Origin of the sequence: Maribacter sp. PR1, assembly GCF_028464145.1 — a bacterium.
GTDB lineage: Bacteria > Bacteroidota > Bacteroidia > Flavobacteriales > Flavobacteriaceae > Maribacter.
Genome location: NZ_JAQPCG010000007.1, coordinates 281100 through 301154, shown reverse-complemented (window position 1 = coordinate 301154; position 20055 = coordinate 281100). Strand labels below are relative to the sequence as shown.

23 protein-coding genes are annotated in these 20055 nt (G+C 38.3%); 14 read left to right on the top strand and 9 right to left on the bottom strand.

The annotated features are described in order from the left end of the window. Positions 1-174 precede the first annotated feature (174 nt). The 6 genes from PP182_RS15925 to PP182_RS15900 all read left to right on the top strand — a co-directional run bounded on the left by PP182_RS15925 (position 175) and on the right by PP182_RS15900 (position 5615). Entirely contained in the window at positions 175-918 is a 744-nt protein-coding gene (locus PP182_RS15925) for a hypothetical protein (protein WP_272652253.1), read from the top strand. Next, the gene (locus tag PP182_RS15920) at positions 908-1681 is read left to right on the top strand and encodes a hypothetical protein (RefSeq protein ID WP_272652252.1); all 774 of its coding nucleotides are present in this window, start codon (positions 908-910) and stop codon (positions 1679-1681) included. Before PP182_RS15925 ends, PP182_RS15920 begins: the two co-directional genes overlap by 11 nt. A 47-nt stretch (positions 1682-1728) precedes the next feature. Then, positions 1729-2235, top strand: a complete 507-nt coding sequence (locus tag PP182_RS15915; protein WP_272652251.1) for a DUF6702 family protein — start codon at positions 1729-1731, stop codon at positions 2233-2235. 62 nt (positions 2236-2297) lie between these two features. Beyond that, entirely contained in the window at positions 2298-4607 is a 2310-nt protein-coding gene (locus PP182_RS15910; protein ID WP_272652327.1) for a M1 family metallopeptidase, read from the top strand. A gap of 82 nt (positions 4608-4689) precedes the next feature. Next, positions 4690-5028, top strand: coding sequence for a Sec-independent protein translocase subunit TatA/TatB (locus PP182_RS15905; RefSeq protein ID WP_272652250.1), 339 nt, complete (start codon positions 4690-4692; stop codon positions 5026-5028). An 11-nt stretch (positions 5029-5039) separates the two neighbouring features. After that, the gene (locus tag PP182_RS15900) at positions 5040-5615 is read left to right on the top strand and encodes a phosphatase PAP2 family protein (RefSeq protein WP_272652249.1); all 576 of its coding nucleotides are present in this window, start codon (positions 5040-5042) and stop codon (positions 5613-5615) included. On the opposite strand, the gene PP182_RS15895 is transcribed toward PP182_RS15900, so the two are convergent. Further along, complete coding sequence (locus PP182_RS15895) at positions 5578-6219, bottom strand: O-methyltransferase (RefSeq protein WP_272652248.1); 642 nt, start codon at positions 6217-6219, stop codon at positions 5578-5580. The two genes, PP182_RS15900 and PP182_RS15895, sit on opposite strands and share 38 nt — an antisense overlap. 61 nt (positions 6220-6280) lie before the next feature. Here PP182_RS15895 and PP182_RS15890 point away from each other — a divergent pair, with 61 nt between their 5' ends. The 3 genes from PP182_RS15890 (at position 6281) to PP182_RS15880 (ending at position 9313) form a co-directional block, all read left to right on the top strand. Then, entirely contained in the window at positions 6281-6763 is a 483-nt protein-coding gene (locus PP182_RS15890) for a GNAT family N-acetyltransferase (protein WP_272652247.1), read from the top strand. 120 nt (positions 6764-6883) lie between these two features. Beyond that, the gene (gene kynU / locus PP182_RS15885) at positions 6884-8152 is read left to right on the top strand and encodes a kynureninase (RefSeq protein ID WP_272652246.1); all 1269 of its coding nucleotides are present in this window, start codon (positions 6884-6886) and stop codon (positions 8150-8152) included. 9 nt (positions 8153-8161) lie between these two features. After that, positions 8162-9313, top strand: a complete 1152-nt coding sequence (locus PP182_RS15880) for an MFS transporter (RefSeq protein WP_272652245.1) — start codon at positions 8162-8164, stop codon at positions 9311-9313. Between the two features lie 9 nt (positions 9314-9322). Here PP182_RS15880 and PP182_RS15875 read toward each other — a convergent pair whose 3' ends face one another. Beyond that, on the bottom strand, positions 9323-10003 hold the full coding sequence (locus PP182_RS15875) for a hypothetical protein (protein WP_272652244.1): 681 nt from the start codon (positions 10001-10003) through the stop codon (positions 9323-9325). 74 nt (positions 10004-10077) lie between these two features. On the opposite strand from PP182_RS15875, the gene PP182_RS15870 reads away from it, so the two are divergent. The 4 genes from PP182_RS15870 (at position 10078) to PP182_RS15855 (ending at position 12398) form a co-directional block, all read left to right on the top strand. Beyond that, positions 10078-10710 (top strand): RNA polymerase sigma factor, encoded by a 633-nt coding sequence (locus tag PP182_RS15870; RefSeq protein ID WP_272652243.1) that lies wholly within the window; start codon positions 10078-10080, stop codon positions 10708-10710. Next, on the top strand, positions 10710-10892 hold the full coding sequence (locus tag PP182_RS15865) for a hypothetical protein (RefSeq protein WP_272652242.1): 183 nt from the start codon (positions 10710-10712) through the stop codon (positions 10890-10892). Before PP182_RS15870 ends, PP182_RS15865 begins: the two co-directional genes overlap by 1 nt. Before the next feature lie 14 nt (positions 10893-10906). After that, positions 10907-11737 (top strand): mechanosensitive ion channel family protein, encoded by an 831-nt coding sequence (locus PP182_RS15860; RefSeq protein WP_272652241.1) that lies wholly within the window; start codon positions 10907-10909, stop codon positions 11735-11737. A 112-nt stretch (positions 11738-11849) separates the two neighbouring features. Next, positions 11850-12398 (top strand): ClpP family protease, encoded by a 549-nt coding sequence (locus PP182_RS15855; protein WP_272652240.1) that lies wholly within the window; start codon positions 11850-11852, stop codon positions 12396-12398. A gap of 208 nt (positions 12399-12606) precedes the next feature. Here PP182_RS15855 and PP182_RS15850 read toward each other — a convergent pair whose 3' ends face one another. Genes PP182_RS15850 through PP182_RS15835 form a run of 4 tightly spaced genes read right to left on the bottom strand, consistent with a single transcriptional unit; the run spans position 12607 to position 16221 of the window. Continuing rightward, positions 12607-14139 (bottom strand): cryptochrome/photolyase family protein, encoded by a 1533-nt coding sequence (locus PP182_RS15850; RefSeq protein WP_272652239.1) that lies wholly within the window; start codon positions 14137-14139, stop codon positions 12607-12609. Positions 14140-14149: 10 nt separating this feature from the next. Continuing rightward, on the bottom strand, positions 14150-15445 hold the full coding sequence (locus PP182_RS15845; protein ID WP_272652238.1) for a DASH family cryptochrome: 1296 nt from the start codon (positions 15443-15445) through the stop codon (positions 14150-14152). Then, entirely contained in the window at positions 15438-15590 is a 153-nt protein-coding gene (locus PP182_RS15840; RefSeq protein WP_272652237.1) for a DUF2256 domain-containing protein, read from the bottom strand. The genes PP182_RS15845 and PP182_RS15840 overlap by 8 nt, the downstream gene beginning before the upstream one ends. Beyond that, the gene (locus PP182_RS15835) at positions 15580-16221 is read right to left on the bottom strand and encodes a flavin reductase family protein (protein ID WP_272652236.1); all 642 of its coding nucleotides are present in this window, start codon (positions 16219-16221) and stop codon (positions 15580-15582) included. The genes PP182_RS15840 and PP182_RS15835 overlap by 11 nt, the downstream gene beginning before the upstream one ends. 120 nt (positions 16222-16341) lie before the next feature. Here PP182_RS15835 and PP182_RS15830 point away from each other — a divergent pair, with 120 nt between their 5' ends. After that, positions 16342-17697 carry an FAD-dependent oxidoreductase gene (locus tag PP182_RS15830; protein ID WP_272652235.1) on the top strand — a complete coding sequence of 452 codons (1356 nt, stop codon included), beginning with the start codon at positions 16342-16344 and terminating at the stop codon, positions 17695-17697. Here PP182_RS15830 and PP182_RS15825 read toward each other — a convergent pair. The 3 genes from PP182_RS15825 to PP182_RS15815 form a co-directional block, all read right to left on the bottom strand. Beyond that, positions 17694-18068 carry a DUF4174 domain-containing protein gene (locus PP182_RS15825; protein WP_272652234.1) on the bottom strand — a complete coding sequence of 125 codons (375 nt, stop codon included), beginning with the start codon at positions 18066-18068 and terminating at the stop codon, positions 17694-17696. The two genes, PP182_RS15830 and PP182_RS15825, sit on opposite strands and share 4 nt — an antisense overlap. Before the next feature lie 107 nt (positions 18069-18175). Beyond that, a complete protein-coding gene (locus PP182_RS15820; protein ID WP_272652233.1) occupies positions 18176-18955 on the bottom strand; it encodes a zinc ribbon domain-containing protein in 780 nt (259 codons plus the stop codon). Positions 18956-18957: 2 nt separating this feature from the next. Continuing rightward, positions 18958-20052, bottom strand: a complete 1095-nt coding sequence (locus tag PP182_RS15815; protein ID WP_272652232.1) for a Nif3-like dinuclear metal center hexameric protein — start codon at positions 20050-20052, stop codon at positions 18958-18960. Positions 20053-20055: the final 3 nt, after the last annotated feature.

Below are 20055 nucleotides of genomic sequence, written 5' to 3'. Positions count from 1 at the left end.
GTAGTAGAGTTCCTTGAATTCGTAGAATATGATGCAGCCCAAAGGTTGCCAATACCTAGTCAAGAAATTAACAAAAGTTTATTTAAGGTATTTTTTTTAAAATGGCTACATGTCCGTACTTTATGGGTCACTAATTCGGATATGCAAATTTGGGCATCTCCTTACAGAACGCATATGATCAAGAATTTACTGTCACTGTTTTTAATTTTTTATGTCACCTTATCCTTTGCGCAGGATGATGGGAGAGCCTTGGTCAAAGGGCACGTGCTCTATAAAAATGTGGATGTGGCCAATGAATATGTCATTAATTCTACGAGTGAGGAAGCTACGGTTACGGACGAGGACGGAGAATTTGCCATACGGGTAAAGGTGGGGGACGAGCTTGTCTTTACCGCGGTCAATTATCAATATCAAGTGTTGGAAATAACCCCGGAGATCTTGGCAAAGAACCGAATTATAGTGAGTGTCAATGAAAAGGTGACCGAATTGGACGAAGTCGTGGTTACCCCGGAAAACGAAGAACGTTATCTACAGGTAAAGAACGAGGAATTTAAAGAGGTGGAATATGAAATCGATCGAACGACCGAAGTAGAGAACATAGCACTTTCCAGAACCGAAAGAGGAATGCAGGACGGTCTTAATTTTGTAAACATCTTTAAGGCCATCTTTAAATCCAAACCCGATATGGCCACGGAAGGCCCAAAATTACAGGTGAGCGAGGTACTTAGAAGGGTTTATGACAACCGCTTCTTTGTAGAAGATTTAAAATTACCTCAGAACCAAATAGAGTCCTTTCTAACCTACTGTGATGAAAAATTACCTGCACGGTCATTACTTAAAAAGGAAAATGAATTTCAATTGATAGATTCCTTGGTGAATCTGAGTAAATCGTTCCGCGAAGAATTGAATGAGGAGTAAATTCCTGTTATGTGTATTGTTCCCGGTCGTTCTTATGGCACAGACGGGGGAAGTTAAGGACCTAGAGGGTAGGGTAACCAGTACCGATGGGGACGTAGCGGCCACCCATGTACTCAACACCACTACTCAAAGGGCCGGAATAACGGATATCCATGGTTTTTTCTCCATTCAAGTACGGGTAAACGATACCTTAGTTTTCTCTGCGGTTCAGTTTAAGAAGAAAGAAATTGTAATCACCCCATCCATCTTTACTAGTAAAAACCTTATTGTACCCCTGGATGACGCCTTGGAGCAATTGGACGAAGTGACTGTTACTCCCTATAACCTCTCCGGTGATATTATCAAGGATATTGGCGTTCTTGATACGGAGCCGGTGGTTACGGCTTCTACCCTAGGGTTGCCCAATGCCTATGTTAGGGTTCTGACAAAGGCCGAACGGGAGTTGTTCGAGGCTACATCGGGTGGAGGGTTTATTCCACTAAATCCTATACTCAATGGAATTTCCGGAAGGACCAAAATGCTAAAAAAACGCTTGGAACGCGATAAATTATATAGCCGAACTGAGCGGGTGCGAGAATTTTATGCCGATTCCCTATACCGAACCCAATTAAAAATTCCGGAGAATAAGACGGATGACTTTTTCTACTTTTGTGAGGTGGACACTACGTTCCAACACGTAGTAGATACCCATGACCTTTTTCAGATTTGGGAATATTTGGAAAAACGGAGTTTAGTCTATAGAGCGTATAATGATTTGGACTAGGGAGTTTTGGCATATCGTTTGCGTATTAAAACAATAAACAAGTAAAGATGCGACGTTTTAAAAAAGTTTGGTTCTTATTGCTATTGCCTTTAGTGGCCTTTACCGTTGCCCATAAATTCTATATCAGCGTAACCAACATAGGCTATTCCGAAAAGGACGATGCCCTTCAGATTACGACCAGGATTTTTGTGGATGATATGAATGCCGTCCTAAAGGAACGCTATGGTATTGATTCCAAGTTGGGAACAAAAAAGGAAACCGAAATGGACAATGATTATTTTGAAAAGTATCTGCGTTCCAAATTTCTTGTGGAAGTAGATGGTAAAACAACGGAATATACGCTTTTGGGAAAAAAATATGAGACGGACATGATTATCTGTTATATGGAAGTGCCCAAGGTAAACCTGAAGAAAGTATCCTCAATTGCCGTTATCAATGAATTGCTCACGGATTTGTTCGATGAACAGCAGAATGTGGTCCATTTTAAAGTCAATGGAAAGAAAAAGAGCTATGTCCTCCTAAAAAGCGATACTAAAGGAATGTTAAATTTATAACGTATGTTAAGAAATTCTTTAAAAAACTTTAATTTCCCGCGCATTAAAAACTAACATAGATGATGAGAAGATTTAAGTACACTTTTGCCTCACTTTTATTCTTGTTTGCCGCTGTTTCCTTTGCACAGGAAGACGAGCAACAGAAAAAAGAACCAGGGCATTACAATCAAAGTAAATTCAAGCAATTATACGAAGAGTTTGCAACTCCAAATACCTATCGTTCGGCATCTGGAGCACCGGGCCCTGATTATTATCAGCAGCAGGCCGACTATAAGATGGATATTAGGTTAGACGATAAGAATGCAAAAATATATGGGGAAGAGACCATTACCTATACCAACAATTCACCGGATGATCTGGAGTATCTCTGGTTGCAACTGGATCAAAACGTGCGTGCCAAGGATTCTAAGGCACCATTAAGAAATGGAGGAGGAGTTCCTTTGGCAGAACAACCAGGAGGTTTTGCCTCAAAATATATGGGAGAACCTTTTGATGGTGGTTTCAACATAGATTATGTTAAGGATGCTTCAGGTAAAGCTTTGCCATATACCATAAATTTTACCATGATGCGTGTGGATATTCCCGCACCGCTAAAAAGTGGGGAGCAGTACACGTTCTCCGTAAAATGGAACTATAATATTCCCGACCATACGGTAAACCGTGCACGATCTGGATTTGAATATTTTGTAAAGGATGGTAACCGGGCCTATGTTATTGCCCAGTTTTTCCCGAGAATGGCCGTTTACAGTGATGTGGAAGGATGGCAAAACCATCAGTTCTGGGGAAGTGGTGAATTCGCCCTAACCTTTGGGGATTATGAGGTTAACATTACCGTTCCTGCAGACCACGTATTGGATGGAACCGGTGTTTTACAAAATAGAAAGGAAGTCTATTCCAAGGAAATGATGAGGCGCTACGAGCAGGCTAAAAAGTCGTATGATAAACCTGTGGTTATCGTAACCCAAGAGGAAGCCGAAGCGGCTGAAAAAGGATTTTCGGACAAAACCAAAACTTGGAAACTAAAAGCTGAAAACGTACGTGATTTCGGTTTTGCCACCTCCAGAAAGTTTATCTGGGATATGCAGGCGGTGAAAATGGGCGATAGGGATGTAATGGCAGTATCCATGTATCCGAAGGAAGGTAACCCGCTATGGGAAGAATATTCTACCAAAGCCGTAGCACATACCTTAAAATCATACTCATCGCACACTTTTGATTACCCTTACCCAAAAGCTATTTCTGTACATGCGAAAAATCAAGGGATGGAATATCCAATGATTTGTTGGAATTACGGTAGGCCCAATGAAGATGGTACGTATTCCGATAGGGTTAAATATGGAATGATCAGTGTAATTATCCACGAGGTAGGACATAACTTTTTCCCGATGATCGTAAACTCCGATGAGCGTCAATGGGGGTGGATGGACGAAGGTTTGGATACCTTTATGCAGTACATGGCGGAGCAGGAATTCGGTGAGGAATTTCCCGATGCCATTGCTCCTAACAGCAACTATCCCTCTAGAAGGGGAGATCCTGCAAAAATAGTTCCCTACATGAGTGGTGATCAGAGTACGATTTCGCCCATCATGTCCAATCCGGAAAACGTTTATCAACTAGGGCCCAATGCTTATGGGAAGCCAGCTACGGCGTTGAATATTTTACGTGAAACGGTAATGGGAAGAGAACTTTTTGACCATGCTTTTAAAACCTATGCCCAAAGATGGATGTTCAAGCATCCTACTCCCGAGGATTTTTTCAGGACCATGGAAGACGCATCGGCGGTTGATTTGGATTACTATTGGAGAGGATGGTTCTATACTACGGACTATGTGGATATCGGTGTAAAAGGAATTAAGAAATATTACGTTAGCGATAAGCCGACCAAGAAAATGCAGGAATATATGGCTGCTCGAAATATGACAGAGGCAGATTTGCCACCTTTGGTATATCTTGCAGAAGAGGGAAGCGAGGATTTTGATCCGAACCTAAAAGGAAAGTCCCCTTCCGAAAGTTCCACTACGCTTAAGGAATTTATGATGGACAATATGACAGCAGCTGAGCGAGCGGCCGTAAAAGAGCCTAAATATTTCTATGAAGTAACTTATGACAAGCCGGGAGGAATTCCAATGCCGTTAATCGTTGAGTATACCTATGCCGATGGAACTACGGAGAATATTACCTATCCAGTGGAAATCTGGAGAAAGAACGATGACGAGGTAAGTTTGGTTATTTCTGCCACAAGTGAATTAAAAGGTATCGTTGTAGATCCTAAAATGGAAACTGCAGATATTGATACTACAAATAACTCTTGGCCTAAACAAGAGGAGCAAAATGACTTTGATAAGTTCAAGGAAAATATCAAAGGGAAATAATAAGCATTAAAATTTTTGTAAAAAGCCCTGTTCTTTAACAGGGCTTTTTTATTGCGCGACTAAACTTGATTATATTTGTAGTATGATTGCAACACATTTTTTATTCATTAGTGGTGCCGAAATATTCTTCATCATGTTCATTGTGGTGATGGTTTTTGGAGCGGATAAAATTCCTGGGATAGCCAAAGGCTTAGGTAAGGGTATGAGACAGTTAAGGGATGCTACGGATGATATCAAGAGGGAGATACAGCGAAGTGCCGATAAACAAGGGATAGACACCAGTGTTATTACGGATATAAAAAAGGACATCGATGATGTAAAGGACAGCATCGATAGCGGCATCAGCAAGGATATCAAAAAAGAGTTTGGTGAGGTGAGTAAGAAAATTGGTGACGTATCGGGCACTATTAAAAGAAAGTAAGGTCTATTAATATGTTAGATCGGCTTTTAGAATGGGACCGAGATACATTTATTTACCTTAATAATTTGGGTATTGAACAGTATGATACTTTTTGGTCTACCGTTACTAAATTCCCGACTTGGATTCCTTTATTACTCTTGTTTGGTTTTCTTTTCTTTAGAAAATTTACTTGGCGCCAGGCCTTAACGATTATAGCAACCCTCTTTCTCATGGTGTTTTTCGTGCACACCTTAACGGACTTGACCAAGTTGGTCGTTGCACGATTAAGGCCAAATAATAATGAGGAGATAAATACGCTGATCCGTATATTAAGAGGCCCAACTGGATTTAGCTTTTTTTCCGGTCATGCTTCGGTATCCTTTTCCATTACCACTTTTGTAGTACTTTTTTTGAGGTATTTTTTTAAATGGTCCTATCTATTTTTTATATGGCCCGTGCTGTTTGCAATGAGCCGAATTTACTTAGGAGTACATTTTCCTATAGACGTAATTATTGGGGCCATGGTAGGTATATTATCGGCATGGATTTTCTACAAATTGTATTTGCTCCTTATTTTACCCTACTTAACGTCAATCCGTCACGAATAGGTAGCAGTACGGTATCCAATTTAGGATGATTGCTCAACTTTTTGTTATAGTCCAATAGGATTTGGGTGGTCTTATCTTTTTTGTCCAGCGGTTCTACCACCTTTCCGGACCATAGGACGTTGTCGGAAAGAATAACACTGCCAGGCCGGGTTTTTGGGAGGACCGTTTCCAAATAATTGTCATACTGCTTTTTCTCGGCATCAATGAAAATTAAATCAAAAGTTAGGTCCATATTGGGAATTAGGTCCAATGCATTGCCAACATGCTGGTGAATCCGCTCCCCGTAACCGCTTTTATCAAAATAGGAACGTTGTATGTCATACAATTCAGCGTTTACGTCAATAGTGTGTAATTGCCCATTTTCTTGTAGTCCCTCAGCCAGACAAATAGCCGAATAGCCTGTATAGGTGCCAATTTCAAGAATATACTTTGGATTTATTATTTTAGAAAGAAGACTTAAAACCCTGCCCTGAAAATGCCCCGTCAGCATTCTTGGCTGTATCACTTTTAAATGGGTTTCCCGTGTAAGTTCCTTTAAAATTACAGGTTCTTTTTGGGAATGGTCCGTTAGATAATCCTCTAGTATCTGTGATAGAAAATGCATCGCTGACTTTTTACAAAAATACCTTTTTAAGCGTTATTTTTATGAAATGTTAAGGTTTTAGATGGAAAATGATATTATCATTCGTAAAGCGGAAATCAAAGATTTACAGACCCTTTTAGGTTTTGAACAGGAGGTTATTCTTGCAGAAAGACCTTTTGACCCAACGATAAGAAAAGGCAAAATAAATTATTATGATCTAGAAGAACTGATTCAATCCAATGAAGCCCTAGTGCTTATTGCATGTTGGGGAGATAAGGTGGTAGCCAGTGGATATGCATTAATCAAAGAGGCACGTCATTACTTGGACCATACGAATTATGGATATCTGGGCTTTATGTATACCCTTCCCGAATTTAGGGGTAAAGGTGTGAATGGAAAAATTATAGATGGACTCAAAAAATGGGTTTGGAGCAAGAATATTGGAGAAATTCGACTAACGGTATACAACGATAACGAACCTGCTTTAAAAGCCTATGAAAAAGTGGGTTTTAAAAGGCATATCATTGAAATGCGTTTAGATACTTCTGACGAAAACAAATTCTAATACGTACTTTGATTTCTTTTCTTCCTATATCTGTATTTTTACCGGATAATCTTAATTTGATGAGATTATTGAATTACTTTTCTGTCTTGCACAGCTGAGAGTTACCCTAAAAAAATAATTATGGAATTTAAAAACACCTTGGCCTTTGCTCAAGATTTAGATAAAAAGGATACACTTGGAAAGTATCGTAATGCGTTTACTTTTCCAAAGGTAAATAGCAAGGAGGTAATTTATTTTACGGGTAATTCTTTGGGACTTCAACCAAAACGTTCCAGGGAATTTGTGGACGAAATAATGACCGATTGGGCGGAATTAGGAGTTGAGGGCCATTTCTATGCTGATAAACCCTGGTGGGATTATCATGAACGACTCATAAAACCCTTGTGCAAAGTTGTCGGTGCATTTCCCGAGGAGGTTACGGTGATGAATACCTTGAGCATAAACCTTCATTTACTGATGGTTTCTTTCTATACGCCTAGCCCAAAACGATTTAAAATCATATGTGAGGAAAAGGCATTTCCTAGTGATCAATATATGCTCCAAAGTCAGGTTCGTTTTCATGGGTTTAAAGCTGAAGATGCGATTGTTGAAGTAAAAAAAAGAGAAGGAGAGCACTTTTGGCGAACGGAGGATATTATTGCCAAAATTGAGGAAGTAGGGGATGAATTGGCTTTAGTGCTCATTGGAGGAGTCAATTATTATAACGGACAGGTTATGGATATGGGAGCTATAACCAAGGCAGGAAAGGTGGTAGGAGCCAATGTAGGATGGGACTTGGCGCATGCTGTTGGGAACGTTGAACTAAAACTACATGATTGGAATGCGGATTTTGCGGCGTGGTGTAGCTATAAATACATGAACAGTGGACCGGGAAATGCCTCGGGAGTTTTCATCCACAAAAGGCATTTAAATAAGAAGGATATCCCAAGGTTTGAAGGTTGGTGGGGAACAAAAAAGGAAGAACGTTTCTTAATGAAGCCAGAATTTGATCCCATGGAAACTGCAGATGCATGGCAAATAAGCAACCCTCCCATACTTTCCATGGCACCCTATTTGGCCTCCTTGGAACTTTTTGAAGAGGTGGGAATGGATGCCCTGATTGAAAAAAGAAATAGGATCACGGCTTACCTGGAATTTATCTTAAAGGAAATTGATAATGAAGTTGATAGTAGTTTCGAAATAATTACCCCAAAGGATAGAGGATGTCAACTTTCTGTCTTTCTACATGGGGAGGGCAAGGGTATATTTAACTATTTGATGGACAATGGTGTAATAACGGATTGGAGGGAACAAAACGTCATACGATTGGCACCAGCACCATTTTATTGCTCTTATGTTGATATGTATCAATTTGGACAAATATTGAAAGAGGGTATCCTAAAGAAGTAGAAACTGTATATGAAATCGCTTCGACTAATTTTTGCAAATGCTCGTTACTTTGGTCCTTCTTGGGTGTTTGCAAGTATCAATATTCTTTTTGGGACCTGGGCCATTTATATACCAACGGTAAAGGAAAATTTGGGTATCGACAAGTCCCAATTGGGCATTGCTATTTTCTGTTTATCACTTGGGGTATTCATCGTTTTTCCTTTTGCTTCCACCATAATCAATAGAATAGGAGTGGGGAAAGCTACTTGGTATGGAGTATTGATTAGTTGTTGTACATCTATCTTACCCCTTTTAAGCCCCAGTTATTATACGTTGATGGTGAGTTTGTTTTTGTTCGGAGCTTCAAATGGTTTTACGGATATATCCATGAATACTTTGGTTACTGAATTGGAAAAAAAGGATGGCGCTAAATTTATGTCGGCCTCACATGGCTTTTTTAGTTTGGGAGGCGTTTTGGCAGGACTTGGAAGTTTTTTAATTGGTCCATTGGATAACCCTGTACTCCATATGGGTATTGCAATTGCCTTAGTATTTATAGTGAATTTGCTGTATTATAAGAATTATGTGAATGAAATAGCGGCGACCATAGAGAAGGAAACCTTCAGCTTAAAGCTTTTAAAGCCATTGTTGCTACTTGGGTTGATATCCTTCATCGCCATGGGTAGTGAGGGTGCCATTGTAGACTGGAGTGGTCTTTATCTAAAAGAAATTAGTTTGGCTCCAGAAGCTTTATGGGGCGCAGGTTTTTTGGGGTTTCAAGTCACTATGACCTTGGGTCGATTCTTAGGTGATGGGATTAGCGGAAGTATAGGGTCCGTAAAAATGGTAGCACTAGGTACCTTATTAAGTATTATAGGTTATTTGTTGGTTTTAACGACTTCAACATATTTTGCTATAGTAGGCTTTGCTATTTGTGGTCTCGGTTTTTCTGCAATGGTCCCAGAATTATTTAGGATTGGCGGCAATGTAAAAGGTGTGGATTCCTCTAAGGGTGTTTCTTTTATAGCGGGAGCGGGATATTCAGGATTCCTATGTGCACCTCCTATTCTGGGTTTTTTGGCCGATAACTATTCCCTAAAGACAAGTTTTATGGTCTTGTTGGCCGTAGCCTTGTTTATATTGGGGGCTACGGCGATTTTAAAGAAGAGAAGGAGTCAATAATTTTAATTTTTACTCTGTCATAACTTCTATACCCGTAAAGTACAACTGAAAATTACCTTCACCCATTTTGTGCATGGTAGCTATATCCAAACCGTTATAGCTCTTATAGTCTTCCCAACTGGTTACCATATTAGGTTCCGATTGATTTCCTCTTCTAAAAACCCACTCCTGTATCACATAGTCATCTCCAAAATAAAAATCATAGGCATCACCCGGAGTATACCCACCTTCGTCGCCATATACTATAGTTAGTTTGTTCATATTCTCCTTACCCATGGGCGACTGGATGGAATCCGTAAGCTCATAAGTAAAACTATTTTGGTCCCATACCAATTGGTAGGGAGCCAGCATCCAATATTTATCGTTAATAAAACCAGCATCGGTTTTTGCGATAACACTGTCCATTTCCTTTCGATTATAGCTTATTGTGTCTTCATGGGTCATAAAGACAACATCGTTTGTTTTGGGTTCCCATAACCAGGTACGTTCAAAATGAGAGGAATCTCGGTCAACGTTAAACGTAAACTTAATACGCTCTACATCCTTCCAATTTTCATAACCATTAGCATTGGCAATTTTCTCCAAAACGGCGGTTTCAGTTTCAGTGTCTGATTCTTCTTTGGGTTTATCTTCCTTACAACTTAAAGTTATTAATAAGATAAGAATCAATAGTGATGGATATTTTTTCATCTTCAGCGTATTTATCCCTAAAGGTATTAATTAATGATAGTTTCCCCTATTTTTGATTTAAAAATCGGTTAAGAGTGACTTTTTTAAAGAAACTGTGTCTCATAATTATAGGAAACCAATTCACAAAGGAATTGGACTCAGAATCTCCTTTTAAGGAGGTTTCTGATGAGGATTTGGTGAAGCAAATTGTTATGAATAGGGACACTATGCTTTTTGGGGTATTATATGACCGTTATGCCAAAGTGGTTTATAATAAATGTCATGGATTTGCAAGGTCACAGAAAGAGGCAGAGGACCTTACCCAGGATGTTTTTCTTATGCTCTTTGTAAAGCTTTCCTCGTTTAAAGGTAGATCTAAATTTTCTACATGGTTATATTCTTTTACCTATAACTTCTGTGTAAACTATGTGAATAGGGATAAGGGAAGAAAGATGAGGGATAGTTCAAATTCCTTGGATAAAGATGAAATGGAACTTTCCATGGAGGTTACCGATGAGCATCTATTGGAGCTTCAAGTATTGAAATTAAAGAAAGTGCTAGAGTTGATTCCGCCAGAAGATAAAAGTATTTTATTGTTAAAATATCAAGATGGCGTATCGATAAAGGAACTGGAAGACTTAATGGACCTTGGTTCATCTGCTGTTAAAATGAGATTGAAACGGGCCAAGGCAAGAGTAGTGGAACTGTACAAAACTATACCCGAATAATGGAACAGAATAAAAATCCATTTAAGATATTACAGGGAGATCTTAAGGATGTGCCACCAGAGATGCGTAAAAAGGTAATGGCCGATGTGGCCAGAGCCAAGCTGATTATGGATATGGCTCGTCTGTTCACGTCCAATTATGGCGCATTGATTAAGGGACTTTTAAAAACCAATAAAAAATAATTAACAAACAACCTATGGAAACAATCAGCGAATTTAAGGATACCCTTATTGCAAGCTTTGAGGTCTTATTGCGTTCTGTTGTAGAAATGATCCCAAGAATCTTTATAGGTCTTATAGGCTTACTTGTAGCCTGGCTTATAATAAAATTGATATTATTTGTTTTAAAAAGAGTGCTCAAAGCTGCTAAGATCGATGTTCTTTCACAGCGCGTAGCGGATGCTAAACTTTTGGGGGACAAGCAAATAGAAATAGACCTTTTAAAGGTTATGTTGACTACTGTTAAGGTCTTGCTTGTACTTATGTTTACAATGGTTTTGGCCCAAACAATGGGGCTTCATGCGCTTTCTGACGGTATATATTCCATTTTAGGATATTTACCCACTTTATTCAGTTCTCTATTAATATTGGTTGGAGGGCTTTATTTGGCCACTATTATAAAGAAAGCAGTACTCAACCTATTCGAGGCCATGGGTATTGGTGGCTCTAAAATGGTAAGTAACGCGCTGTTCTTTTTAATAACATTTTTTGTTTCTATTACGGCATTGAATCAAGCCGGTGTCAACACGGAGATAATCACCAGTAATTTTACATTGATACTGGGCGCTTTTCTTTTAGCATTCGCGCTAGCCCTGGGTCTTGGATCTAGGGAAGTGGTAGGTGACCTGCTCCGAACCTTTTATTCTAGAAGAATCTATGAAGTAGGGGATAGAATAAAAATAAAAAACCTGGAAGGGACCATAGAGGCCATAGACAGTATTTCCATGGTGCTAAAGACCAATAAGGGCAAAGTTGTCGTACCTATTAAAAAAGTAGTTGAGAACAAAGTAGAAGTAAATCGGCGTTGATTTTTTTAAGAGAGTAATTTAATAGCATTTTGTTTATCTGCCGAAGGTGATTTTTCATGAACGGGTTTCCCAATTATTTCCTTAATTTTGATTTCCAATAATAATTTAAAATATGAGTGCTAAAAAAGGAAAAATACAAGAAGCTATCGATGAAAAGATGTTAGAGGAAAGAAAGGTCTTTCTCTGGGGGCAAGTGGATGACGATTCGGCAAAACATGTCATAGATAGATTGTTGTACTTGGATATGCAGAACAATAAAGAGATACAATTATATATCAATAGTCCAGGAGGATATGTTACCTCCGGCTTTGCTATGTACGATACCATAAAATCATTGAAAAGTCCTGTTTCTACCATATGCACAGGTTTAGCGGCTTCCATGGGTTCTATCTTATTATCGGTAGGAAAAAAAGGAAGACGTTTTATTCAGCCGCATGCTCAGGTGATGATACATCAACCCAGTGGAGGGGCTCGGGGACAAGCCTCTAATATCGAGATACAGGCCAAGGAAATCATAAAGACCAAGGAATTGAGTGCTCAAATATTGGCCGATAACTGTGGACAAAAATTTGAAAAGGTATTAAAAGATTTTGATAGGGATTATTGGATGAATGCCGAAGAGTCTATCGAATATGGAATTGTAGACGGTATTTTGAAGTAGATAGTAATAAGTACATACAAGGAAGACCTTTTCAATTTTTGGGAAGGTCTTTTTGCTTTCCGGAACCTTGTGATCCGTATAAAAAAAAGGTCCTTCGCAATCGTGTTGTGAAGGACCTTCTTGGATATATATAGACGCTCTCGCGGAATAGTCTATTTATATACGTATGAAATTAATACTTTGGTTGATGCATTGATAAAAAAATCTGTTAAACTTTATCAAGATTCTCAATAATTTCTCGAGATTTAGTCCTTATATAGTTTATCTCACTGGAATCCTTTTTATCCAAAAGGCTCATCATCATACTCATTCTTTGATTATTTTTAAAATACTCTTTTTTTTCGTCCAAAAAATTCCAGTAGAGGACATTAAAAGGGCAGGCGTTGTCACCCTTTTTTAAGGTGTGTTTATAGTGGCAACTACTACAGTAATTGCTCATTTTGTTAATATAGTTGGCACTGCTTACATAAGGTTTGGTTGCAACAATTCCTCCGTCCGCAAATTGACTCATGCCCCTAGTATTTGTAATTTCTACCCACTCTATGGCATCAATGTAAACACCCAGGTACCAGCGGTCAACTTCATCGGGGTCTATTTGGGTGAGTAAGGCAAAATTACCAATTATCATAAGTCGTTGAATATGATGAGCGTATGCATCCGTCAAACTTTGTCCAATGGCATGTTTTAAGCAATTCATTTTGGTGTTACCGGACCAGAAAAATTCAGGGAGTTTGTTATGGTTTTCCAATTTGTTTAGATTGGAATAATTGGGCATTTCTTTCCAGTAGATTCCCCGCATATATTCCCGCCAACCTAAAATTTGTCTTACAAAGCCCTCTACTTGTGAAATGTCTATTGCATCGGTATGTTGATAATAATGGTCCAATACTTTAGTAATAACTTCTTTTGGACTCAAAATTTTTGAATTCATGGCAAAAGACAATCTAGAGTGAAATAGGAATTTCTCCTCGGTATGCAGCGCGTCTTGATAATCACCGAAGTGGGTCAACAATTCTTGGCAAAAGTAATTAAGGACGGAAAGACAATCTAGTCGTGTAACCGGCCAGCTGAACTGCTTAGGTTCAATTTCACCAAAGGTTATTATATCAGCTTTATGAATCTCGTCCAGTATAGCGGAAACATCCTTTCGAAACCCACTTTCATGTGGAATCTCAGGTTTGCCATTCCACTTCTTTCGGTTGCTTTTGTCATAGTTCCATTTACCACCTTCCGGTTGTCCATTGACTACCATGATATCATGCTTTTTTCGCATCATACGATAAAAAGACTCCATCACAAGCTGTTTCTTGCCGGAAAAGAAATTTTTAAGGGCGTAACGCGATGTATAGAAATGTTCGGTGTCCACCGCTTTGGTCTCTATTTCTAGGGTATTTGAAATACCCTTGAGTTGTTGGTCCAACCGATATTCATCCGGTAACTGATATTCAAATTGTTCCGCGTTGGTAGCCTGGCAATATTGTTCAATAATTTTACCTAATTCCTGCGGATTTTCAGTGCTTCCAATTTTTAGATAAATGAAATTGTGGCCTATCTCGGTTAAGTGTTCCTTGAAGGAGCGCATCGCCAAAAAAAAGGCTACAACCTTTTGTATGTGATGTTTTACATAGTCCGTTTCTTGACGCATTTCGGCCATAATGTAGGTAACATCATCGTCAACCTCATTGAACCAGCTATGGTTGTAATTCAATTGATCGCCTAATACTAATCTAAGCGTTTTCATTATTTTCTATTTAAAATAGGGATTCTTGGAGCCATAGATTTTGAAATTTTCCATTTGGATCATAGCGCTCCGCTTGTAAATTGCTATTGAACTTTCTATCTCTGGGGTCATTCCCCACACCACTGTTATACATCCAATTTCCCCAATTACTATGGACATCATAATCAATAAGCAAGCTTTCAAAATAAGCAGCACCGTAACGCCAATCTTGTTCTACTTCTTTGGACCAATAGCTTGCAACGTTTTGTCTTCCCCGGTTGCTCATCCATCCCGTTTGTGCAATCTCTTTCATATTGGCGTTTATAAAGGGTAGGTTTGTAGTACCCGAAATCCAGCTGTCCAACATTTTTTTATCAAAGTTCCAATCATATTTTTTATCCAATATCCCATCGATATGGAATATTTTGGAACTGTGTTTTAAGGATACATATTTAAAGAAATCACGCCAAATCAGCTCGAATATCAGCCAATAGGTATCTTGGTTCTTTTTTATTTCTTTTTCAAACTTTTTTACTTCCCAAAAAATAGTTCTGGGCGAAATGCTTCCATTGGCCAACCAAGCGGATAACTTGGAACTGTAGTCCGTACCTACCAGGCCATTTCTTGTTTTTTTATAGTAAGCTAATTTTTGGGTTTCCCAGAAATACTCGTTTATTCTTTTAAGAGCCTGTGCTTCACCACCTTTGAATGGAAATGCGGTTCTAGAATCAATTTCGGGTTCCGATAATCCAAGGTCCATTAGGGAAGGAATTTCTGTTTGGGTTTGAATAAAATTTGAGTGTGGAAATACTTTGTTGAACTTCTTGAAGGGCCTTATTTCGGATAGTTTTTCGCACTTTTTTCTAAAATGCGTAAATACCTTCGGAATTTCTTGGAAACTTGCAAATGGAATGTCTTTTGGATGATATAAAAACTGATTGAAAGATTCTTTGAACTCGATTGAATGGTCAACTTCTTTTTTTACCGAGTTTAGAATTTGGTTTTCGTCACGTGTCCACTCTTTTTGAAGATAAACCGTATTAATATTTTGGTTTTCAATTAATTGGGGTATAAATTTGGATGAGCTACCCATGTAAATAAATAGAGGTATGTTGTGTTTTTTTAGGTTTTCACTTAAATCTTTTATCGATTCAATTAGGAATTTAGCTCTGAACCGTTCGGTTTTCTTAAATCCAAAATCACCCTCTTTAAAATACATTGAATCGAAACAGTAAACTCCAATCAAATGTTCACCCTCACTTGCTTTTAATAGCGAAACATTATCTTGAACCCTAAGGTCGTTTCTGAACCAAACTAAATTATTCATGTGCGGTTGTGTGTTTATTTCTTCGGCACTTTTCACTGCAATATTTTACATCCGGCCAATTCTTTTCCCATTTTTTCCGCCAATTAAATGACAGACCACATATAGGACATTTTTTAGACGGAATATGCTGTTTTTTATGAGCCATGGTTTTTCCTTTCTAGTTCTTCGTTGGGCTTGGCGTAGGTATATCTTTGAACAATTTTTGAAGAAGCATAACCATCTAAACCAATGTTAGCGATGCTGTCTGCTTTTTCCAAATTCAACCATCCATCTTCAAGCATGACATTATCGGGAACATAAAGGTGCTCAATGGCTCCGATAATCATTACGCAGCCATTTTCCTTTATCAGATATTCGTTAACATAGGAGCACCCTATTTTTATTTTACTTTCCTTGACATAGGGAGCATCAAAACCATCCAAGTATTCCTCGGTTAGCTGAACCTCTTCAAACTCAGAAACCTCTTTCGCATATTTCGCTGAGGTTTTATGACTTTTTGATACTATTTTTCCATTCACGTGGTTTACTGTAAAAACGCCGGTATCTTTTAAGTTATCATAGGTATCCCTTCTGACGGTAAGTGGTCTTAAAACAAATCCTAACAGGGCAGGGTTACTGCCAATATGCATTATGGAATTAAAAAGCCCCAGATTTGTAACGCCTTTGAGTGATTTTGTACCTAAAAGATTGCTAGGTCTATACCCTGAGCAACTATTGATTAAATTTGCCCTGTATCTGCTAGGAAGTTTATCCAATTCCGATAGATTAAAATACATAGAATAATTTCATATTGTCTAATAAAATTAAATAATACTTAAACAATAAAAGTTAATTTTAAACTAAAACATGTTTAGGTAACTTTTATCCAGAACGATTATAAATTTAGTTTTCCCTATATGATCCACACCAAACAAAACATTGCAATTATTGGCTCAGGCCTAGTAGGTTCACTATTGGCCATATATCTTAGGAGGTATGGGCATACCCTTACTGTTTTTGATAGAAGACCGGATATTAGGGAAGTAGAATTCTCAGGAAGGTCTATAAATTTGGCGATGAGCAATAGAGGATGGAAAGCTTTGGAGGAAGTTGGTGTTGCCGAGGAAATTAGAAAAATAGGTATTCCCTTGGATAAGAGAGCCATGCATGTGATTGGAAAACCAGAGTATTATCAGAAATATGGTAAGGAAGGAGAGGCAATATGGTCCATTTCTAGAGGTGTACTCAATAAAAGAATGATTGACTTGGCCGAGAGTGCTGGTGTGGAATTTAGATTTGAGGAAAAGGTCTGGGATATCGATTTACCCAGAGCCCAAGTATTTACGGGGGAATCTGAAAAAGGGGAGTGGAAGGCTTACGACTTTGATTTGGTCTTTGGTTGTGATGGAGCGTTTTCAAGGGTTCGTCATAAAATGCAGCGAAGAAGTCGGTTTGATTATTCCCAAGACTTTATCGATGTCGGTTATAAGGAATTAACTATACCTCCCAACGAGGATGGTACCCATAAATTGAATAGTAATTCTTTTCATATTTGGCCTAGGGGCAAGTTTATGTTCATTGCCATGCCCAATCTTGACGGTAGTTTTACCTGTACTTTATTTATGCCATTTGAAGGTGAAGTGTCCTTTGAGAGTATTAAAACCAAAGCGGATGCCGTTCATTTTTTCAGTACTTACTTTCCCAATGTGAAAAAAGATATTGAAAACCTAACCCATGATTTTTTTAAGAACCCAACGAGTGCCATGGTTACCATGAAATGTTATCCATGGACCTATTGGGACAAAGTCGCTTTGGTGGGCGATTCTGCACATGCTATCGTTCCTTTTTATGGGCAAGGAATGAATGCTGGTTTTGAGGACATTTATGTACTTGATCAGATAATTAAAGAACAAGGGGATGATTGGGGGGCAATTTTTAAAATTTATCAAAAACAACGCAAACCCAATGCGGATGCCATAGCGGAATTAAGCTATCGTAATTTTATTGAAATGAGCAGTAAAACCGCAGACCCAATGTTCTTGTTACAAAAGAAGATCGAGAAGCGATTTTCTTCGCACCATCCAGAGAAGTGGATTCCTGCCTATAGCAGGGTAACCTTCTCCGACAAACCTTATGCGGAGGCTTTAGCTATTGGTGATTTTCAGGAAAAAATCATGAAAGAAATTATGGCAATTCCCAACATTTCCGAAAAATGGGATAGTGAGGAGGTAGAAAACAAAATTTTGAGGGCATTAGAGGAATCCAATCATTAATTAGTATTGGCCCGTATTTCAGCTCTTCTCATAGGCATACCATCTATACGGTCAAATATTTTTTTTGGTTCAAGGGGATATGCTTCTCTCATTTTTATACTGCCGTCTTTTCCTATAAGCAAATAACCCTTAAAGTTTTTTGGAAGATTTGAATTATAACCCACTGTTTCTTGATTTGCATTAAATAGCCTTTCATCATAAAAGAATAAAACGATTACCTCTCTTTCCTTCCATTCTTTCTTATGAGTTTTTAGGAGATGGTACGCGGTTTTGAGTTCCTTTTGATTTGCATCAGTATCTGCAAGTACTAGTATCCGGTTTTTCCATTGAAAGTCATCCAAATTTTGGGATTTTAGGGTTTTTGTGGCCATGCAAAGGAGTATTAGTAAAAGTATACCTTCTATTTTCATAGAGAATAATATAAACAAAAAAAGGCCATCTTTCAACAGATGGCCTTTAGTATAATTTTGATATTCGCTTATATCTTAGCGAATAGTTTTTCCATTTTTTCTTGTTCTTCATCCGCAAGGGTAGGGTCAACTAGAATTCTCCCACTATGTTCGTCTGTAATAATTTTTTTTCTAGATGCTATTTCTACCTGCACTTGAGGAGGAATTGTAAAGAAGGAACCTCCAGAAGCACCTCTTTCAATAGGAACTACGGCCAGTCCGTTTTTAACGTTGTTTCTAATTCGAGCATATGCCTTTACCAGCCTCTCTTCAATTTTATCCTGATATTTCATGGACTCATCCAAAAGTGCCTTTTCCTCTTTTTCGGTTTCGGCCAGGATGGCATCCAATTCTCCTTTTTTATGTTTAAGGTGTGTTTCGCGCTCACTTAAACGTTCTTTGGTTTCGGCAATAACCTCTTTTTTCTGTTCTATTTGAGCCTTAAATTCCTTTATGTTCTTTTCGGCCAATTGAATTTCTAATTCTTGAAATTCAAGTTCCTTACTAATAGAGTTAAACTCCCTACTGTTCCTAACATTTTTTTGCTGCTCGGTATATTTCTTGATTAAAGCTTTGGCTTCTTCAATAAGATTTTTCTTGGCACCTATTTCGTAATTGATAGTTTCCAAATCGGTCTTAAGTTTATCCAGTCTGGTTTTAAGGCCAAGCACATCATCTTCTAAATCTTCAACTTCCAAAGGTAGTTCTCCACGTACATTTCTAATTTCATCTACTCTGGAATCAATTAATTGAAGGTCATACAACGCCCTTAACTTTGCTTCAACAGATGAATCTTCTTTTTTTGCCATATTTAAAAATACTTGATAGGATTTGTTATACTTTCCGATAAACGGATTGCAAAATTAGGAATTTTTTTCGTAAGATAATCAACTAAAAGGTTTTTTGTAAACTGCTCAGTTTCAAAGTGTCCAATATCCGCAATTACCATTTTATTTTCAGCTTCATAAAACTGATGATATTTTACATCTGCAGTGACGAAAACATCAGCTCCTGAAGCCTTTGCAGCTCCTATGGCAAAGGCCCCACTACCTCCTAAAACGGCAACACTTTTTACGGGTTTATTCCTGAGTTCGGAGTGTCTTACGATTTTAGCGTTCATGACTTTTTTTAAGTGTTCTAGAAATGCCTGTTCTTGAACCGGTTCATCCAATTCCCCAATCATTCCCATTCCAATATCCTGATTTGTATTTTCCAGAGAATAGATTTCATAGGCAACTTCTTCATAAGGATGGTTCTCCATCAATGACCTCAAGACCTTTCCTTCCAATGATTTTAGATAGGTAACAGAAATCATCATCTCCTGTTCGTAATGCGTTTCCCCTTTTTTTCCGATAGTAGGGTTACTGTTTTCATCTCCTTTATAACTGCCCATGCCTTCTAGGGTGAAACTACAATTACTATAATTACCAATATTCCCTGCGCCCGCTTCAAAAAGTCTTTGCTTAAGTGTTTCGGAATCTGCCAATGGAACATAAGTAATTAATTTTCTTATTGTACCCCCCTTAGGGATTAATATCCTCGTATTTGAAACCCCCAAAACCTCACAGATTTTGGCATTTACGCCCTTCGAGGAATTGTCAAGTGCTGTATGTGGGGCGTAGATGGCTATGTTGTTCTGTATTGCTTTTAAAATGGTTCGCTCTACATAATTTTTACCCGTAATTTTTTTTAGACCGCTAAAAATTATGGGGTGAAAACTAACAATTAGATTGCAGTTGTTTTCAATGGCTTCATCCACAACACACTCTAAGGTATCCAAAGTCACTAGTATACCTTGAACCTCCATTTCGCCGTCGCCTAAAAGAAGGCCGACATTGTCAAAGTCCTCGGCATGGTCCAAGGGCGCCAGTTCTTCTAAAATTTGGGTAACCGTATTAACCGTCATTTT